Genomic DNA, 20,773 nt, shown 5'->3' with positions numbered 1-20,773 from the left:
CAATATGAACAAGAACATACAAGGTCATCTGTTCGCTCTGACCGCCAATATCCTATGGGGATTAATGGCACCTGTCGGCAAATCCGCATTAGTCGAGTTCTCAGCTCTATCCGTCACCACTTTTCGCATGGTAGGTGCAGCAGCCTGTTTCTGGTTGCTCTCACTGTTCTGCAAACGCGAGCAGGTAGACCATCGGGATATGTTGAAGATATTCTTTGCCGCACTCTTCGCACTGGTATTCAATCAGGGAGTCTATATCTTCGGACTGTCTATGACTTCCCCCATCGATGCCTCTATCGTAACCACCACTCTTCCTATCGTAACCATGATTGTAGCTGCCATTTATCTGAAAGAGCCCGTTACGAATAAAAAAGTATTGGGCATTTTTGTAGGCGCCATGGGCGCATTGATACTGATTATGAGCAGCAGCAATGCAGGAAGCGGCAATGGCAGCATCATGGGTGACTTGCTATGCCTCATCGCCCAAATCAGTTTCTCTATTTACCTGACCGTATTCAAAGGATTATCCCAGAAATACTCTCCTATAACCCTGAACAAATGGATGTTTGTATATGCCTCCATGTGTTATATCCCTTTCTCTTACCATGATGTAGCCGCCATACAATGGGCTGAAACCTCTACTGCGGCACTGTTACAAGTAGGCTATGTGGTGGTAGGCGACAGCTTCCTGGCTTATATATGTATCATGACGGCACAAAGGCTGTTGCGCCCCACAGTAGTAAGCATGTACAACTATATGCAACCTATCGTGGCTTCAATCGTTACAGTCATAGTCGGCATGGCTACATTCAATATGGAAAAAGGTATTGCCATCGCACTGGTATTTCTCGGTGTATATATCGTTACGCAAAGCAAATCACGCAAAGACTTTGAGAAGGAAGGGAAAGAGGTGTAGGAAACGAGAGACTGTCAAAATGCAGTTGGTGATTTCTTTTAGACACGGATTGCACGGAAAAGAATAAAGTAAATCTGTGTAATCCGTGCCTAAAAACAAATAGTAAGGGGGAAGATGCCTAGTGCATCCCACTAATTTTTCAATCCCGCAAAATAAGTATCTAACAGGTTCTTGGCAGCAACAAAGGATGTCAGATTACCTTTTAATACCTGACTCTCTTTATCGGCCAGCATCGCCTCAATTGTAGGATTATGATAGAAACTGTCACGAAGTTGTTCGTTAATGGTTTCGTACATCCAATATTTACTTTGCTCGTTACGGCGGTATTCAAAATAGCCGTTATCTTTCACGAAGTCTATATACTTATATACCATATCCCATACTTCCTGTACTCCTATATTGTAGAAGCCGGAATAGGTCAGGACCTGCGGTGTCCAGCCGCTCTCCGGAGCCGGGAAAAGGTGCAGTGCATTACGGAACTGGGCAGCAGCCAGCTTGGCACGTTCCAGATTATCCCCATCCGCCTTGTTGATGACGATACCGTCCGCCATCTCCATGATGCCGCGCTTGATACCTTGCAGCTCGTCGCCCGTACCGGCAAGTTGGATAAGCAGGAAGAAATCCACCATTGAATGTACAGCCGTCTCGCTCTGTCCCACACCCACTGTCTCTACAAATATCTTATCAAATCCGGCAGCTTCGCAAAGTACAATCGTTTCACGCGTCTTACGCGCCACACCGCCCAACGAACCTGCCGAGGGACTGGGACGGATAAAGGATTTGGGATGAACGGAGAGTTTCTCCATGCGCGTTTTGTCGCCCAAGATACTGCCCTTACTGCGTTCGCTGCTGGGGTCGATGGCCAGCACAGCCAGCTTGCCGCCGTATTTCTCCAATACATGCAATCCGAATACATCGATAGACGTACTTTTGCCGGCTCCCGGCACACCGCTGATGCCTACGCGAACGGAATTGCCGGAATACGGCAGGCACTTTTCTATCACCTCCTGCGCTATGGCCTGATGTTCGGGCTTTACGCTCTCCACCAGTGTCACGGCACGGCTTAATATCGTAACATCACCTTTCACAATGCCCTCTACATACTCTGCAACGGAAAGTTGACGTTTTTTCGGTTTCCGCTTCAAATAAGGATTTACGGACGAAGGTTGCTCAATGCCTGCATTGACAACCAAACCTTTATATTCTCCGCTATTTTCTGGATGTTCCATGGTAAGATTTATGGTTTATTTCGCTTTAATATTAATCTCGACTTTCGGCTGCATCGGGTCATTCGTAATCATCAGCAAACGCAGATGACGGCGTTTCTTTCCAATATTCCGCTTTACAACCGTTACACGCAGACGGGTGCTTTCGCCCGGTTTCAGCACGCTCTTCTTCAAACCGGCTCCCACTGCCGGATGGAATACCTGAAGCTTGCTGATTTGCAAAGGAGAACGTCCGGTATTCGTTATAACAATATCCTGACGTGCCTTCGACTTCTTTGCCAATGCTGTGCTCATGTCAATATCCTTGATAGAAAGGTTGACAACAGGAGCATTCGCCTTTTCCGTATCGCTCATGCCCGAAAAGTCCGGCAGAAGAATGGCGGAAACAGGTATCTCATTTTCATCGCCCACCTTGTCGCCTGCAAAACGTGCCAGATAGACAGAGGACTGCGTCAGTCCGAAGTCCGTCAGCCGTTCGGAATCCAATGTGACGGTAATGACCCCTTTCTCCCCTTTTTGCAGGACATTGGGTTTTACTTCCGTTTGCAGATAGGGCGGCAGATGCATCAACACGGGTTCGTATGGGCGATCGGACAGGTTCACTACCCCGATATGCATCACCGGCTTCTCACCGGCTTGTACATCGGGAAAATCAAGACTGTTCTTGTCAATACGTATCTGTCCGATGAGGTATGGATGGGTTTTGGTAAAGTCCTTGATTTCACGCACCACCTCACCGTTGAACTTCAAATAGACCAGATGGGGTTGTGCATTGCAGTAAATGGCTACGGATTTGTTGAAATGCCCCAAAGCCTCCGCATCAAAAGTGACGTTGACGGTTCCCTTTGCTCCCGGGACGATAGGTGTCTTTGTCCATTGAGCCACGGAACAGGCACAATCGGGTTCCACCTCGGTAAGCACCAAAGGCCGGTCACCTGTGTTTGTTATGGAATATTGTACCGTCACCGGATGTTTCCATTCAATCTGCCCGAAATCATACGTTTCCGTATTAGAGGTAAAACGCGGTTGAGCTACGGCAGTCAATGCCGTAGCTGCAATCGCATATAGAGTGATAAAACTGCGTCTCATTTATATTGCTTCTAAATTAGTTGCACAAATGTAAAGCTTTTAAGCGAGATACACAGATTTTCGTTCTGCTTTTTATAACCTATAAACATTCGATAGCAAGTAAATCTATCCGACCTATTTAATAATAACAGTTCCTCCAGCAGAGTGAGAAGCATATTCCGGCGCATAGGCACACTGCACGGTAGCCAGTCCGGTTTCATACGTACCACCACGAGCCACCCGGTAGCTATGTTCCAATACATAAACGCCTTTACCCAGATGATCGAAGAAGAAATTGGTTCCTGCATCTTCCACTTCCGCATAATATCCGACCCCGTTGTTCCAGCGATAACCCGAAAGCGAATTTTCCGGTTCGAAACAAGCTCCGCGCTGGTCTTTCAACTGAACGAAATCCATGGCACGGTCCAGACGGGCAGTAAGTCGGGAAACAATCTTATCACCCACGAAGAGCTGTGCTACCTCTGTCAACGGTTGCAAAGATTTCTGCCCGTCGGCCGAAATGCGCTCTACAAAGAGTTTCTTCTCAATGTTCAATGCTCCGCCCTGCTGCTTCACATCGGATATGGGCGACAAGAATTGTGCGTAGACAGCTCCCCATGCAATGCCCGCATCCCTTTTCTCTACGGTAACGGACTTTGCTTTCACCTCAGGACTGCCTTGCGCAAAGACTTCCTTAACATATCCCAATCCGGGTACGGTGGTCTTTGCAGGAGAGAAAGTCTCCAACACCTTATCACCCAAAGTAATGCGGACATCTCCTTTACTTTCCAGCAAATTGCTACCCTGACACAACAACGCATAAACCGCATCAGCAGTAGCTACCGGAGAATCCCAGCTTGTCGTCTGTTTCTGTTTCAGCAGCCAAAGCTTCATTTCTTCTACTAAAGCATCATTGCCGCCTGCCTCGCGCAGAGCTTCCATTACAGCTACATGAGCGGGTACAGGCATCATACCCCAAGTATAAGGATTGGCATGGAAAGCAAAATGAGCTCCCATTTCATCCGTCTGTACAAGGTGTTCTTTTATGGAAGCTATAAACTCATCCGCTTCCGTTTTATGTCCTGCCTTCTGCAGGATAACGGCTGTCTGCGCTTTACGGATCATGGTACCGCTCTCAAGATTACGTCCCAGCTTGGTAAGGAAGTAACCGAATGCTTTTGCATATTCTCCGGAGAGCTTTACCGAACCGAGAGATACCAGATACATATATTCCATAGTGGCATCCGACAAAACGGTAATCTTCGTTCCATTCTTCTCTGCCTTGCGGATAGCACGGTATTCTTTCAGAGCCTCTTTGTTCAGATAGTCAAAGGCCTTGGCTTTCATCATCGCTGCTTCTTCCGGCAATGCCTTATCCGTAAGCAAAGAAAGACGGACAAGCAGTCCGGTGATATATCCCGTTACATAACGGTTGCCGGACATGCCGCCGAACCAGCTCCATGCACCATCCTCGCCCTGTAATTCTTTCAGTTTGAGCAAGGATGCCATATTACGGTAATTTAATTGGTTAACATCAAATAAGGTAGCGATACGCTGCTGCTGTTCAGCCTCTGTAGTAGCTTCGAGCAACCAAGGAGATTCGCCCAACAGAATATTCTTCACATCCTGGTTCTGCTCCAACCGGCTGAGGAAAGTTTCCTTTGTTCCACCCGACAGACGCCAGTTATCAAATACCGCTTTAATGCGCGGCTGACTATTTGCAATATATCCCGCCAAAGTGTTGGCATAGAAAGCGGTTGCCCAGGAAATGGCGTTATCCGTTGAAGGCTCACTCAGTACAGGTAGGGCTTGTACGGCATACCATGCCGGATTGCCTGTAAATTCCACGGTCAAGCGACGGTCGGTTGCCGTACGGCTGTTACCGTTGAACAGACTGTCCAGCGAGAAAGTACGCGTTTCTTCACCACGAACGGGCATGGCAAGCGTCTCTGTAATATATTCCTTATCACTCAGTACAGGCAACAGATGCTGTTCACCATCGCTGAAAGTACCGCCGTCGGCAACTATACGGACACCAAGCAGTTCGTAACGGTCTGTTACATCAAACCGGAAACTAACCGATGCTGTCTTTCCGGCTTCCACCGAGAACTTCTGGCGACCGGTGGAAATAATCTTCTCCGTCATCGGATCGAAAAGGGTGAATACGGCTGTGCCTTTTATTGCCTTACCCGTCAGGTTGGCAATGCCGGCAGCTATCTGTGTCTTATCGCCTACCCGTACAAAGCGGGGCATATTCGGAGTAAGCATAAACTCTTTGGCGGTGACAGCAGTAGCGTCAAGCATGCCTGTCATCATATCCTTAGTATGGGAATAACCGCGGAAATTCCAGCGTGTCAGACTCTGCGGCATGGTAAAGGAAAAAGCGACCTCTCCTTGTTCATTAGTACGTAGCTGAGGATAAAAGAAAGCCGTTTCCGCAAAATTAGTACGCAAATCGGCCATAGGCTGTAACGCCTGTTCATCAAGCGGAATCGTCTCCGACTCAAAAACAACATCTGCCACTCCTTCTTCTACCTGTACCGGAACATACTTCACTTCAACTGCACGTCCTGTTTCCATTTTGGTCCGTGTGGCTCCATACCCCATAATTACCGGCTCGCAGAGAGCCGCATCGTTCTCTACTATTTGCAGTACTTCCGCCCCCCCGTTATAAGGAGAACAGAAATAGTCGAAGCGCCAAGCAGGAACTCTCCATGACTTCACCGGGAAGTAAGGAGCATAACTCTTTCCGTTGTTATTACTGATATCCCAATAGTAATAAGGAATATACCGGTTGTAATAAACGCTTAATGACTGGTTACGGCTATAAATCCGGTCTAATGAAGCATCGTACATCATTGCCAGCATCTCGGCTGCGGCGGGAAAACCTTGCGGAGTTTTGATGACCAGCTTCCACTCTTCTTCCTGCCCCGGACGCAAACGGTCGCGAAAGACTTCCCACTTCATATCCAGCGTCCGTTCAGGCAGACGTTTCCTCAATTCCACCCTACGGGTATATAGCAGTCCGTTCTTTACAAAAGTAAACTGCACGGCAACCCCATCTCCGTACTCTTCCCGATAAGGATATTCCATACGGAGAATCGAGTCGTTCAGCGACAAAGTACGGCTCTCCAATCTGCCTTTCTGCCCGAAAACATCTACCAGGACGTATGCGTCCTTCATGGAAGTGCCAAAATAGAAGATTGCCGGATGAGCCGCATCGAACTCCGTATTCTTTTCATAAAGGAAAGTTTCCATAAACACAGCCGGACGTTCATCTTTCAGCGAGAACAGTACAATGTTCACCGCATTGTCCGCATTGCTGACTTCCTTGCCGTCGCGACCGCGCACCGACAGAATTAAGCGGTACTCTCCCGACGGCAGTTGTTTCCAAGCTGTAAAGTCTTTCTTTTCGCCCGGCATAAACGCACTCTCATAAACCGGCTTGTCGGAGATTTTTCCCATCTTGGAATCAAGAACGGGATAAAGACGGCACATTCCTTCCATGGACAGCGTTTCATTAACGGCATTCATTACCGACAGCATTCCCGATATGGAATCTTCTTTGCATAACTCCCTGCTGATGTCGGACACAAAGAAATAAGCCCGACGGGTAGCGTTCAGAAAGTAATGCGAAGTCTGCGTTTCACCTGTATCACTTGTCACTGCTACCTCTATCTGATAGGAGAAACGTTCCCTACCCGTATTATCCGCATCCGTATCCGGCTTCAGAACAACAGGAATGGAAAAGTTGCCTTTTGCATCCAGTTGCACCGTATCCGAAACAAGCGATACGGCCCCATCTCCCCAATATCTCCGGTTACTGCGACGGGTAACGGTATATGTCAGCGGAACATCCTGAATTGCCGTCCCGTTATATGCCTTGACATTGCCTGTTACATCCACTGTATCTCCCAAGCAGAAAGCCTCCTCCACCGGATTAAAGGTAATCTCAAAGGTAGGCCGTTTGTAATCCTCCACCCGTACGGAAACGGAAGCGTTGTTTTTTACATCAATTGTAAAGTTACCATTCAAGCAGACTGCAGGCAACGCAAATTCAGTGGTAAAGGAACCGAATTCATTGGTACTTACATTCTTCTGTACCAGTTCTTTCCTGTTGACGTCCAACAAACGTACTTGATAACTCTTCCCTGCCAAAACGTGAGCCTTGTCCGCCTCTTGTTCATAAGCGATACCTTTGACATAAACGGTCTGACCGGGACGATACAAGGCGCGGTCTGTCAGCAGGGTGATATGCTCTTCCGGACGTGACTCTCCGCGTTCGTAATATCTGTTCAAATAGACATTCTGAGGCATCATGGCTGTATCCGTTCCCTTACGTGCCACATAACTGCGGATAGCCTTATCCCATTCCACAACCGCTTTTCCACCGGTACCGGTGATAACTGTTTTCACCAGCTTGCGGTTTTCTTCATTGTAAGCGGAATAGAAACTGACCTTTGCACCGGAAATGGGTTGCCCACTACGGCTGTCCACCGTAACCACTTCCATCTTATTATCCGGCAAAGAAAGCGTCAACACCTTGAAGCGGGTCGAGACGAGAAAGTGCTCTGCAGTACGGGCCGTTGCGGCATCAGGTACAATTTGCAGTATATATACGCCTAATTCGTCCGGCACATGGCATTTCAAAACCATACGTTGCAAACCGCTCAACAGTTCTCCCTCTTTCCCGCTTTTGCTGTCCGAAGATTTCAGTTCAAAATGGGTAGCTGATAATTTACGGGCATGCTTCTGATAGAAAGCCTTGTTGATTCCGGCATCCATCCAGGGCACTTCGGAGAGATTCGTACGGTAGAGATTCAGTGTAAAACCTTTCAGATTCCGATAACCCACATTCAACTCCAACGAATCACCGGGATAAACGCTCTCTTGAGTGCTGACATTCAAATAAGGCTGCAAAACACTCTCCCTTATGTTCCGTAGTTCATTGATACGCTTATAAGCCGGATAGCGCTTCACTCCTTCATCGCATACCTGCAAAACCTCATCCATATAAGACGCTCCCAAACCGCGAAGCCAACCGGCTTTATCAATGTAAACTTCCGCGCAAATCTCACGACCGCCATATTCCCGAATCAGATTATCCAACACTTCAAGATGCTCTTTATCAAGCCGTTCTTTCCGTTCCCGATAAGTGGTATAAGGCTCCCGACTTATACCGCCGCCGGTACTTTTCCACTTCCAATAATCAAGCGTTGCCAGCACTACCGCATCTTCTGCCCCAACGCGATGCCGATAAGCATTTATCATATTTATATAAACACTGTTGATGCGGGCACGTTGCAATGTATCCACCTGAAAGCCGTCCAACAACTGATAAGTATCGACAGCCCGGGCCGCCAGCAGATGATACATATCGTGCCCATAGAAGCGGCTTCCATCTTCCAGCTCGACAAAAGGCACATATTCCTTGGAAGAGACCTCAAGCAAACGAACAGAGTCCTTCAATGAAGCCAGGTTATGTTCATCTACCTTAGCAACAAAAAGGTTAGTACTCCATTCCCTGATATCGGCAGGAGCTTCGTCCACATCCAGCGCCGTACGGTCTGATAACTGCCGCCGGTTATGCCGCATATAGTCCGAATACTCGCGGGCAAGCAATGAATGCAGAATAGCTTTATTTACCAGGTTTTTCTCCGATTCCACCCAACTTTCCAACTTCTTCAAATTCGTATACAGGCTATCCGGAGTCAGTCTTTCCTGATAGGCCTCCCGACAGATATATGCCTTGAGCATTTGCGGAGCATTTTTCTCCAACTCGGCTTTCCGGTAGATTTTCTCCGTCAGCTTCACTACCGTTTGCGGCAAACTCTTCTTTTGAGCCTGCTCCACCTGCCTCCACAAACCTGCATAGGACTGAGCGTGCAAAGCAAAGGAGCACAACCCGATCATCAGCAGAAACAATGTACAAAATCTTTGGAATTTCTTCATAGCTATTCTATTGTTATTAGTTTTTGTTTTTTTATGCGAATCAGGAATCAAACAATAAAGATTTATCTGTATGATTAGCTGCATTCATATCTCCGCTACATGAATGTCCACTGTAAAAATAACAAAATAATAACCACATTGTACCAGCTTTTTAGAAAAAATAAAGAAACAAAGCATATACTGACATAAAAACCTACGGTTATAAAAAGAAACCGGGGGATACATTCTCAGAACATATCCCCCGGTTTCTTATCAATTACTACACTCATCTCGGGTAGTTATAATACTTCATTGCTTCAATCCAATTCTCACCAACTCTGGAGAGAATGTCTTTAAAAGAATTTACAATCTTTTTTCCCATAATCTTAAAAATTAAACTGATACCCTGAAAACACTTTTTTCTTTATTTCTTGATGGTATATCCCATCATCAACATCTCATTACGACCTACCTCAGCGAGAATACGTCTGAATGAATCCATTATTTTCTTTCTCATAACCTTAAAAAACTAAACTAACATCTTGAAAACTGAAAACTACTTTCTCTCTTAAAAAGGGGGAATGAATGCTTAAAGCATTACATAACCCCAAATGTTCTTATCGGCTTCACCGAAATGTCTGAACAATTTTCTTAACTTTTTCATTTTGTTATCCTCCTAAAATCAATCTTGTTATTCTTAAAAATAACTTGTTATCCTATCATTTCTATGTTTTACAACACAAAAATAAGGCCTTTGTTCAAGATTACAAGTGAAAACATATAGAAAAACATGTTTTAAAACATATTTCTTGACCTAAATCAATTTCCTGCAATATTACAGTAGCAAGCAAGGACAAAATGTCAGGAAAGCAAAGTAATTCTGACAGACCAGGATGAAAATGGCAGCAATAAAAAAAGCAGAGCGCAACCACACTCTGCTTTCACATTGTTATGTATAAAGAAAATTACTTTTCGGGAGTCTGTTCCAAAGTAGCAACCAAGAAGTCATAGAACTTCGTTACAGACGGGATATATGCACGTTCATCGGGCGAATGCGGTGAACGCAACGTCGGTCCGAAAGAAATCATATCAAGTCCCGGACAGTTGGCGCCGATAATACCGCACTCCAAACCTGCATGAATCACCTTTACAGCCGGCTCTACACCGAATTGTTGCTTATAGGACAACGTCATGGCATGCAGAATCGGAGAATCCACATTGGGCTGCCAGCCGGAGTAACTGCCGCTCAGTTCTACTTTCATACCTGCCATAGAGAAACATGCTGTCAGGCTATCTGCCAGGAAATCTTTCATCGTATCGCAAGAGCTGCGAGCCAATATACGAACATCAGCCTTACCGCCGCCAATCGTTACAATGGCCAGATTGGAAGAAGTCTCCACTGTATCGGGAACAGTAGGAATCATACGCATAACCCCATTCTGACAGGCCATTAATACACTAATCATATTATCCTGAATTTCTTCGGGAACAATGGCAGCAGGCAAGTCTACGTTCTCCAGTTTTACAACAATGCCTTCTTCAATCGAAGTATATTCTTCATTAATCTGTACCTCATATTCCTTGATATAGTCTTCCAATCCTTCAATGTCTTCGGGATTAAATACCAATACGGCATGTGCCTCACGCGGAATGGCATTACGCATATTGCCACCTTCAAAACTTGATAACTGACAATCGAACTCAATCAGCAAATCGTGTACGATACGTGTAAGCAATTTATTGGCATTGCCTCGTCCCTGATTGATTTCCAATCCGGAATGTCCGCCACGCAAACCTTTCAAAGTTATTCTACGAGCTACTAAATCAGCAGCAGGAGTCTCTTCCTTATATTCCAATGTAGCCGTAATATCAATACCGCCTGCGCAACCGATATAAAGTTCTCCTTCGTCCTCCGAATCAAGATTCAACAAGATCTCACCGTTTAGTGTACCCGGTTTCAAGCCGAATGCGCCATACATACCCGTTTCCTCATCCTTGGTTATCAACGCTTCCAACGGACCATGTTTCAGGTCTTTTGCCTCAAGTACAGCCATAATAGCGGCTACGCCCAATCCGTTGTCAGCTCCCAAAGTAGTACCTTTGGCCTTCACCCAATCACCGTCAATGTACGTTTCAATAGGGTCTTTAGTAAAATCATGAACCGTATCGTTGTTCTTCTGCGGCACCATGTCCATGTGTGCCTGCAGAATGACACCTTTTCGGTTTTCCATACCTGGTGTAGCAGGTTTACGGATAATGACATTGCCAACTTCGTCAACAAATGATTCCAAGCCCAGACTTTTACCAAAATTTACCAAGAACTCAGTTATTCTCTCCATATGTCCGGAAGGACGGGGTATCTGAGTCAGCGAATAGAAATGCTTCCACACATTTTGTGGAGCTAACTGCAAGATTGTACTCATAATTATAAAAGTTGTTTTCGCAAATATAAGAGTTATTTTTCAATATCGCTCTAATCGGAATTGCAAAAATCGGTAAAACCCCGTTCAATTTATACGAAGTCGCCGGGATAGAAACCTGCGTACCGGTTCATCATATAGTTTCAGACATAAGTAAGCCAAAACAACTGAACCTGCAACAAGTGCTACCGCACCCGGCAGAGACTGTATGAATGTAAGGTTCTCATTCTTAACCCAAGCATAATACAGATAGATAAAAGGATAATGCACCATGTACAACGGATAGGATATATTTCCCAGAAACCTGCAAACCCGTGTCGTGACTTTATCCGTAGTCTTTCCCGAAGCCCCAAGACAGACTAACAAAGGGAATACAACGGCAAAGCATATAGTATCATACAAGCCATTCATCCATAAATGTTCACTGCCACCGATTCTGGGAATCGCCGATAAAACCACAATAGAGAAACTCCCTATCCAGAAAGCTCCTCGTACCTTGACAGGCTTGAATATACGTGACAACAATAATCCCGCCGGAAATGAGAACAGCAACCGTAAAGAACCACCTATTATATTTTCTTCCGTCAAAGCAAAGCCCACACATATATCACCAAGCGGCCCCCAAAGAGCAAATATGGCCAGTCCGCAACCCGCTGACAATACCAATATGGAAAGGACTTTTGTAGAGAGCTTATGTAGAAAGAATGCATATAGAATATTGCCTATATATTCAAAAAACAAAGACCAACTCGGTCCGTTCAGAGGATACATTTCACCTACGCCTCGAATTTCCATACCGGGAGTTGCCGGAATCAGAAGAACATTCATTAGCGTAGCAATTATCAGCGCCACTACGGGCACCTGTGAAACATCCCAAACAGAACAGCCTTGAAAATAGAACATTACAGCTCCAATAAGCGCTCCGATAATGACCATAGGATGCAAACGAATAAACCGACGTTTAAGAAAGTCAGCAATACGCATTGTTTTCCACCGATCATCATAAGCATAGCCAACAACGAATCCGGATAAAATAAAGAAAAAATCAACAGCCAAATATCCGTGATTAATCTTCTGGTCCAAATGGCTGGTAGCATAAGCCTCGAACAAGTGAAAACAGACAACTGTCAATGCCGCCACTCCACGTAGCCCGTCGAGTATGTTATAATGCGGCTTCGTATCTGCAAATGCAGATGATAAAGTATCAGACATATAGGTTATTTATGTGTTTATATTTCTGTGAAAGTATCAATTCAAGTCATTCATTTCGTACGGTTTACCAACGAAACATGTAGCCCGCCATAGATACCGAGCAACACAACCAGCAAGGTTTGAATGCCATGCACTATCAGTGCAAAAGCACCAGCATCCGTAGCATTCACACCATAAAGCATCATCATGGTGATAACGGCAAAATGCCAGGGACCTGCCCCGTTGGGTGTAGGTACGATTACAGCAAACGTCCCGCCCACAAACATCACCATTGCAGCCTGAAAGCCAAGATGCTCCGCAAAAGAAAAGCTATAGAAAGTCAGATAGAAATGATAGAAATAGCATCCCCAAATAAGCAATGTATAGAGAATAAACAGCGGAATGTTCTTCACATTGCGGAGCGACATTACCCCCTCGCATACATTCAGCACAACTCCCTTCACTTTCTCAAAAAAAGAAAGCATCCGCATCAGATAGTACATAAGCACCAGCACGCCGATAACACAGAACAGGGAGACATAAAACCAGGGCGATGTCAACAGATGCATCAGCGAAGGAATTTTTGTACCCGTTTCCTGAAAGAAACGGAGAAACACAGGCATCTGAGCCAGAAAGGTAAGTCCCGTAATCAAAAGAATACACAAGGTGTCCACTAACCGCTCGGTGACCACAGTTCCCAAAGATTTGGAAAACGATACATCATCATACTTAGCCAGAACACCGCAACGCGACACTTCACCCACACGAGGCAATATCAAATTGGTAGCATAGGAAATGAAAATGGCGTCCACGCAATCGCTCCTTTTAGGATAAGCCCCCAACGGTTCCAGCGTCTGTCGCCAGCGCCACCCGCGAAACACATGGCTCATTACGCCAAAAAACAATGAAAACAGCATCCACCCCCAGTCAGTGCCATGCAAAAGCAGTTCTTTCGCACGTTCAAAATCAAAATCACGATACACCCAATACAGGATAAAACTGCCCAAAAGAACGGGCAACACGATTTTCAATGTTTTTTTTATTATCTTATTCATCGTTTTCCCTTAAAATTCATCCGGCACGCGTCGTAATTTGTGATTTGTAACTCGTAATTCGCCGAAAAGGATTACCTTTGAACCGCAAAAGTAACGATTTAGTTGATACATGAGATTAGTTAAACCTAAAAAGTTTCTCGGCCAGCACTTTCTGAAAGACCTGAAAGTAGCACAGGACATTGCCGACACCGTAGACGCCTGTCCCAATCTTCCGATATTGGAAGTAGGACCGGGCATGGGAGTGCTGACTCAATTTCTCCTACCCAAAGAGCGCACGGTAAAAGTTGTGGAAGTGGATTATGAATCGGTGGCCTATTTGCGGGAAGCCTACCCGCAACTGGAGGATAACATCATCGAAGACGACTTCCTGAAAATGAACCTGCAACGCCTGTTCGACGGACAGCCTTTCGTACTGACGGGCAATTATCCGTATAACATATCCAGCCAGATATTCTTCAAGATGCTGGATAACAAAGAACTGATACCGTGCTGTACGGGCATGATACAGAAAGAGGTTGCCGAGCGTATCGCAGCCGGTCCCGGCAGCAAGACATACGGCATTCTGAGTGTACTGATACAGGCTTGGTATCGGGTGGAATACCTCTTCACTGTAAGCGAACACGTGTTCAATCCTCCCCCAAAAGTAAAAAGCGCCGTTATTCGCATGACGCGCAATGACACGCAGCAATTGGGATGTGACGAAAAGCTGTTTAAACAAGTTGTAAAAACTACATTCAACCAACGCCGGAAAACCTTGCGTAATTCCATAAAACCGATACTCGGCAAAGAATGTCCGCTGACCGAAGACCCTCTCTTCAACAAACGCCCCGAGCAACTTTCCGTGCAGGAGTTTATAGAATTGACCAATCAGGTGGAAACAGCATTGAAAGAGACGACAGAAAAATGAGAAATTAACGGTTTCAGCCCTTAACGGTACACTATTACCAATACACTATGAGTTATGGAAATAGACGAAGAATACATAGATAAAGTCAAAAGCTTTATAGAGCAGAAAGACGCGGAAAACGTCAAGGCGCTTCTTATCGACCTGCATCCGGCAGATATTGCCGAACTGTGTAATGACCTCGCGCCCGAAGAGGCACGCTTCGTTTACCGTCTCCTCGACAACGAAACAGCCGCCGACGTACTGGTAGAAATGGATGAAGACGTCCGGAAGGAATTCCTGGAACTTCTGCCTTCGGAAACCATTGCCAAGCGGTTTGTGGATTATATGGATACGGACGATGCCGTAGACCTGATGCGTGACCTCGACGAGGAGAAAAAAGAAGAGGTACTGTCGCATATTGAGGATATAGAGCAGGCCGGAGACATCGTAGACCTCTTGAAGTACGATGAAGATACCGCCGGTGGTTTGATGGGTACGGAAATGGTAACCGTCAACGAGAACTGGAGTATGCCTGAATGCCTGAAAGAGATGCGCCTGCAAGCCGAACAGTTGGACGAAATCTACTACGTATATGTCATTGACGATGACGAACGGCTGCAAGGTGTATTCCCGCTAAAGAAAATGATTACCTCTCCTTCCGTCTCCAAAGTGAAGCATGTAATGAGGAAAGACCCCATTTCCGTCCATGTAGACACTCCCACAGACGAAGTGGTGCAGATTATCGAGAAATACGACTTGGTGGCAGTACCTGTCGTCGACAGCATAGGCCGCCTGGTAGGGCAGATTACCGTAGACGACGTCATGGACGAGGTTCGTGAGCAATCGGAACGCGACTACCAGTTGGCATCCGGTTTGTCACAGGATGTGGAGACGGACGACAACGTCATGCGCCAGACTTCCGCACGCCTGCCGTGGTTGCTTATCGGTATGCTGGGCGGTATCGGCAACTCCATGATATTGGGTAATTTTGACGCTACCTTCGCCGCACATCCCGAAATGGCGCTGTACATCCCTCTGATTGGCGGTACAGGCGGAAATGTAGGAACCCAATCCTCTGCAATTATCGTACAGGGACTTGCCAACAGTTCTTTGGATGCCAAAGACACATTCAAGCAAATCGCCAAGGAATCCGTAGTGGCGGCAATCAATGCAACCATCATATCCTTGCTGGTGTATATATACAATTTTGTACGGTTCGGCGGTACGGCCACAGTTACCTACTCGGTATCCATCAGTCTGTTCGCCGTTGTCATGTTCGCTTCCATTTTCGGAACATTGGTACCCATGACACTCGAAAAGCTGAAAGTGGACCCGGCCATTGCCACAGGACCGTTCATATCCATCACCAACGATATTATCGGCATGATGATGTATATGGGCATCACCGTACTATTGGCCTGAAACGGCTAAATCGAAAAAAAAACGATGAAAAAAGTATGAAGTAATCATTTTATTTCATTAATTTGTAACCTAATGTAACCCGAACGGGATATCCCGTTTCTAAAAAGTAAATACAAATGACGGACACTCATGACACTAATCTCCCCGACAAGCCGGTGGAATTAGAAGAAGACAAAAAAACAGCAGAGGTTTCTGAGCCGGCAACAACAGAAACTCCCGCTGAGGTAACCTTGACTGACAAGCCGGCCGAATCAGTTCAAAAACTCACTAAAGAAGAGATTCTGAACAAGCTTAAAGCGATTGCCGCAGATGTAGAGAATGCTGCCAAATCGGAGATAGACGGTTTGAAACAGGCTTTCTACAAACTACATAACTCAGAGCAGGAAGCCGCCAAGAAGCTGTTCGTTGAGAATGGGGGAGCTATTGAAGAGTTCGTTCCACAAGCCGATACTTTGGAAGAGGAATTCAAGAATACCATGTCCGTCATCAAGGAAAAAAGAAACGCACTCAATGCAGAGCAGGAAAAACAGAAAGAGCTCAACCTGCAAATCAAGCTTTCCATCATCGAGGAACTGAAAGAGTTGGTGGAATCTCCGGAAGACGCCAACAAGAACTATACGGAATTCAAGAAATTGCAACAGCAATGGAATGAGGTTAAAATCGTGCCGCAAGCCAGGATTAACGAGCTGTGGAAGAACTACCAGCTGTATGTCGAAAAGTTCTACGACCTTTTAAAACTAAACAACGAATTCCGTGAATATGACTTCAAGAAGAATCTTGAAATCAAGAACCACCTTTGCGAAGCTGCCGAGAAACTGGCAGACGAAGCGGATGTTGTTTCCGCTTTCCATCAATTGCAGAAACTGCATCAGGAATTCCGCGATACAGGACCGGTAGCCAAAGAGCTGCGCGATGAAATATGGGCACGCTTCAAAGCAGCTTCTACTACTGTGAACCGCCGTCACCAGCAGCATTTTGAAGCCCTGAAAGAGGCCGAGCAACATAATCTCGACCAAAAGACCGTAATTTGCGAAATCATCGAGGCCATTGATTACAGCGAACTTACCAACTTCGCTTCCTGGGAAAACAAAACCCAGGAAATCATCGCTTTGCAAAATAAATGGAAAACCATCGGTTTTGCTCCGCAAAAGATGAACGTGAAGATATTCGAACGCTTCCGCAAAGCTTGTGACGAGTTCTTCCAGAAGAAAGGGGAATTCTTCAAATCCCTGAAAGAAGGCATGAACGGGAATCTTGAAAAGAAACGTGCCTTATGCGAAAAAGCAGAGGCCCTGAAAGACAGTACCGACTGGAAAGCAACAGCTGACGAACTGACCAAACTCCAGAAAGAGTGGAAAACGGTAGGTCCCGTTGCCAAGAAATATTCGGATGCTATCTGGAAACGGTTCATCTCCGCCTGCGATTACTTCTTTGAACAGAAAAACAAGGCAACTTCCTCACAACGTTCCGTTGAACAGGAGAATCTGGAAAAGAAGAAAGCCATTATCGAAAAGCTGACAGCCATTGACGAAACAATGGATGTGGAAGAAGCCACCCAACTGGTCCGCGAACTTATGAAAGAGTGGAACGGCATAGGACATGTACCATTCAAAGAAAAAGACAAAATTTACAAACAATACCACAGCCGGATAGACAAGCTGTTTGAACACTTCAACATCAGTGCCTCCAACAAGAAGTTGAGTAATTTCAAATCGTCCATCAGCAGTATCCAGGAAGGCAGCCCGCAAGCCCTTTATCGTGAACGGGACAAACTGGTACGCGCCTGCGAAAACATGAAAAACGAATTGCAGACTTACGAAAACAACTTAGGCTTCCTGACTGCTTCGTCCAAGAAAGGCAACAGCCTCCTGACCGAACTTAACCGTAAAGTCGAGAAGCTGAAAGGTGACATAGAACTGGTTAAACAGAAAATCAAGGTGATTGACAATTCAATCAACGAAGCGGAATAATTTTTCTCACCTAATAATATGAGGTTATGCCAAAAGGATAAAAGGCTTTTGACATAACCTCTTTTTTATCTAAATCTAATCTCACTGCTGAATTATGAAAAGAATTCTGACTTTAGGAATCGTGCTGCTGACTGTAAACAGTCTGCTACCGGCACAAGAAATCACATTCTCAGAAACCAAATTCAATTGGGGAACCGTCCGGGAACAAGACGGGAATGTCAGCCATGACTTCCGGTTCGTAAACACCGGCGACAAACCTCTCACTATCAAAAACATCATTACCGGCTGCGGATGCACCTCGTCCGAATGGACTGAAAAAGCCTATCAACCCGGTGAGGAAGGCATAATACGGTTGGTCTACCACCCGCAAGGCAGAACAGAAAACGACATCAACCTCGTAGCCGAAATATATACTAACAGAGCTGCCAAAGGAGTAGTTACCCTGGAAATGGCGGGAAAGATAAAACGTGAGACCCCTTCCTATTCCGCCCGCTATAATCCCGCCAACGGAAAGCGAAGCCAAAGCCCAACCTATATTCCGCAAGATGAATATGAGCAGATACTTGAACGGATACGCGAAGAATTGTATGCCAAAACCACCACACAGCAAACAGACTGCGCAACGGAAAAATTACTGCGCTCCATGCTTCCGGAAGGTAAATGGAGCGACCTCGATTATGCCTGCTTTTTCCGTACCAACTGGGAACCGGTAGAACACCTGAAACGTTTGGTTACAATAGCCGCCTCATATACCGACAAACAATCACGTTATTACGGTAACGAGGTATTATACAATGCAATCAGAGATGCCCTGCAGTATTGGGTGAAACAAGACCCTACCTGTTTCAACTGGTGGTATAACCAGATTTCCGTTCCGCAAACACAAGCCTCGCTCCTTGCTCTGATGGATGCGGGACAAAGGAAACTTCCGTCCGAAATCCGTATGCCTATTTTAAAAGTAATGGGCGAACGCAGCGACCCACGCAAATGGACCGGCGCCAATAAAATGGACATTGCCATTCATCATTTAATAAGAGGCTGCCTGTTGAAGAATGACAGTATTGTACGCATCAATGCCGATGAAATATTCTATCCCGTACAAATCGTTGCAAACGAAGGCATACAGGAAGACTTGTCTTATCACCAGCACGGGCCGCAACTTTACATCGGCGGATACGGAACAGTGTTCGTTGACAACATAGTCCGCATGGGCAATATCCTCAACGGAACAAAATATGCCATGAATCCGGAGAAACTCACCTTGTTTTCCAACTTTATCCGCAACACCTACTTCAATGTATTCCGAAGCAGGTATCTGGACTTCAGTGTAACAGGCAGAGGTGTCAGCCGCAAAGGAACATTGGATTACGGGGATTGCGCAGCCCTGTTCAGAAACCTGCAGGCCCTTGATGCCAAACATGCCGGCGAATATGCAGACATTGCCCGCCGTTTCCTCACCCAGGAAGCATCGTATCAGCGTTCGGACAAGAATACAATGTATCATTGCTCAGACTATATGCTACACAACCGACAAAATTACGACTTTTCCGTGCGCACCTCTTCAACACGCACCAACAAGACCGAAAGCGGTAACGGTGAAAATCTATACGGGACCTATATGAGTGACGGCGCCACCAACATTCGCGTCAACGGCAATGAGTATGCCGACATCTTCCCCGTCTGGGAGTGGGACAGAATACCGGGAACCACCTTGCCTGCAGGCGAAAAACGCAATCCCGTTGACTGGGGAAGCAAAGGAACCTGCACATTCACAGGGGGAGTGTCCGATGGGAAATACGGTGTAATGACTTTCAAGATGGATGACTATGGTGTAAAAGCTCAAAAATCATGGTTTATGTTCGACAACGAAGTGGTTTGCTTAGGCAGTGAAATCGGTTCAAATGTTCCGACAGACATCGTTACCACTGTCAATCAATGCCATCTGGATGGAAATGTATGGATAAATACGGGAAAAGCGCTCCAGCAAGCAACCCAAGGAGAATTTGCTTTTGAGCAGGCTCCGCAATGGATCTGGCATGACAGCATCGCCTATCTCTTCCCTCAGGGAAACAATATAAAGCTAAAGATGGACAGACAAAAAGGCAACTGGGCAAAAATCAATTTCAATTATCCTGCTACGGAAATCAGCATGCCGATATTCAATCTGGTCATTAATCACGGACAATCTCCCCGAAACGCATCTTACGCATATATCGTTGTACCGGGAATCAACCATCCGGAAAAAATGAAAACATACTCCTGCCGTCATCTGAAAATAGAACGGAATGATACGGAAATACAAGCCGTCAATAATCGGAAATCGGGAATTCTGCAAATCGTATTCTTCAAGCCCGGCACTTTCGACAATGAAGAAATAAAGGTAAAAGCCCTGAAGCCCTGTGTTGTACAAATAAAGAAAAGCAAAGGTAAGGTGACGGATATGCAGATTGCCGATCCGCAAAATCAAGAAAAGCTAAAGCCGGGAGTAGATGTGATAATCTTATAATAATAAGCATATAAAAAGTGGTTGTGTCAAAACGAACTCGCTGATATTCTTGTTTTGACACAACCACCGATTCGACCACCGAGTTTTCAAACTGAACCCGAATACGGGTCAATGTAAAAACCTGAGGGGTAATATTTGTAAAAATCCTATCTTTGCATAAAACTAACTCAGAAATCTTATGG

General features: G+C 45.7%; 11 protein-coding genes. 5 read left to right on the top strand and 6 right to left on the bottom strand.

What is annotated here, in order from left to right; genetic code table 11:
- The first annotated feature begins 4 nt into the window (after positions 1–4).
- Complete coding sequence (locus AB5903_RS15395; protein ID WP_368117996.1) at positions 5–916, top strand: DMT family transporter; 912 nt, start codon at positions 5–7, stop codon at positions 914–916.
- Between the two features lie 131 nt (positions 917–1,047).
- Here the strand turns inward: AB5903_RS15395 and meaB are convergent, their stop codons facing one another.
- The 6 genes from meaB to AB5903_RS15365 all read right to left on the bottom strand — a co-directional run bounded on the left by meaB (position 1,048) and on the right by AB5903_RS15365 (position 13,807).
- Complete coding sequence (gene meaB / locus AB5903_RS15390) at positions 1,048–2,145, bottom strand: methylmalonyl Co-A mutase-associated GTPase MeaB (RefSeq protein WP_005657519.1); 1,098 nt, start codon at positions 2,143–2,145, stop codon at positions 1,048–1,050.
- A 15-nt stretch (positions 2,146–2,160) separates the two neighbouring features.
- On the bottom strand, positions 2,161–3,231 hold the full coding sequence (locus AB5903_RS15385) for a DUF1573 domain-containing protein (protein ID WP_005657521.1): 1,071 nt from the start codon (positions 3,229–3,231) through the stop codon (positions 2,161–2,163).
- Positions 3,232–3,345: 114 nt separating this feature from the next.
- Positions 3,346–9,162, bottom strand: coding sequence for an alpha-2-macroglobulin family protein (locus AB5903_RS15380; RefSeq protein WP_368117995.1), 5,817 nt, complete (start codon positions 9,160–9,162; stop codon positions 3,346–3,348).
- Between the two features lie 944 nt (positions 9,163–10,106).
- On the bottom strand, positions 10,107–11,564 hold the full coding sequence (locus AB5903_RS15375; RefSeq protein ID WP_005657527.1) for an aminoacyl-histidine dipeptidase: 1,458 nt from the start codon (positions 11,562–11,564) through the stop codon (positions 10,107–10,109).
- A gap of 84 nt (positions 11,565–11,648) precedes the next feature.
- Complete coding sequence (locus AB5903_RS15370; protein WP_005657528.1) at positions 11,649–12,773, bottom strand: acyltransferase; 1,125 nt, start codon at positions 12,771–12,773, stop codon at positions 11,649–11,651.
- A gap of 50 nt (positions 12,774–12,823) precedes the next feature.
- Positions 12,824–13,807 carry a lysylphosphatidylglycerol synthase transmembrane domain-containing protein gene (locus AB5903_RS15365; protein WP_195639076.1) on the bottom strand — a complete coding sequence of 328 codons (984 nt, stop codon included), beginning with the start codon at positions 13,805–13,807 and terminating at the stop codon, positions 12,824–12,826.
- A 109-nt stretch (positions 13,808–13,916) separates the two neighbouring features.
- Between AB5903_RS15365 and rsmA the strand changes: the two genes are divergently transcribed.
- The 4 genes from rsmA (at position 13,917) to AB5903_RS15345 (ending at position 20,591) form a co-directional block, all read left to right on the top strand.
- Positions 13,917–14,714: a 16S rRNA (adenine(1518)-N(6)/adenine(1519)-N(6))-dimethyltransferase RsmA gene (gene rsmA, locus AB5903_RS15360; RefSeq protein ID WP_005657531.1), complete on the top strand. Its 798-nt coding sequence runs from the start codon at positions 13,917–13,919 to the stop codon at positions 14,712–14,714.
- Between the two features lie 60 nt (positions 14,715–14,774).
- Positions 14,775–16,115 carry a magnesium transporter gene (gene mgtE, locus AB5903_RS15355; RefSeq protein WP_117665752.1) on the top strand — a complete coding sequence of 447 codons (1,341 nt, stop codon included), beginning with the start codon at positions 14,775–14,777 and terminating at the stop codon, positions 16,113–16,115.
- Positions 16,116–16,231: 116 nt separating this feature from the next.
- The gene (locus AB5903_RS15350; protein ID WP_022103897.1) at positions 16,232–18,085 is read left to right on the top strand and encodes a DUF349 domain-containing protein; all 1,854 of its coding nucleotides are present in this window, start codon (positions 16,232–16,234) and stop codon (positions 18,083–18,085) included.
- 94 nt (positions 18,086–18,179) lie between these two features.
- A complete protein-coding gene (locus AB5903_RS15345; RefSeq protein ID WP_368117994.1) occupies positions 18,180–20,591 on the top strand; it encodes a polysaccharide lyase family 8 super-sandwich domain-containing protein in 2,412 nt (803 codons plus the stop codon).
- Positions 20,592–20,773 lie beyond the last annotated feature (182 nt).

This window comes from Bacteroides sp. 2201st1_D9_2201SCRN_220225, from assembly GCF_040928965.1.
GTDB lineage: Bacteria > Bacteroidota > Bacteroidia > Bacteroidales > Bacteroidaceae > Bacteroides > Bacteroides stercoris.
The sequence above is the reverse complement of the archived record's forward strand: the minus strand, read 5'-3'. Positions and strand labels throughout refer to the sequence as shown.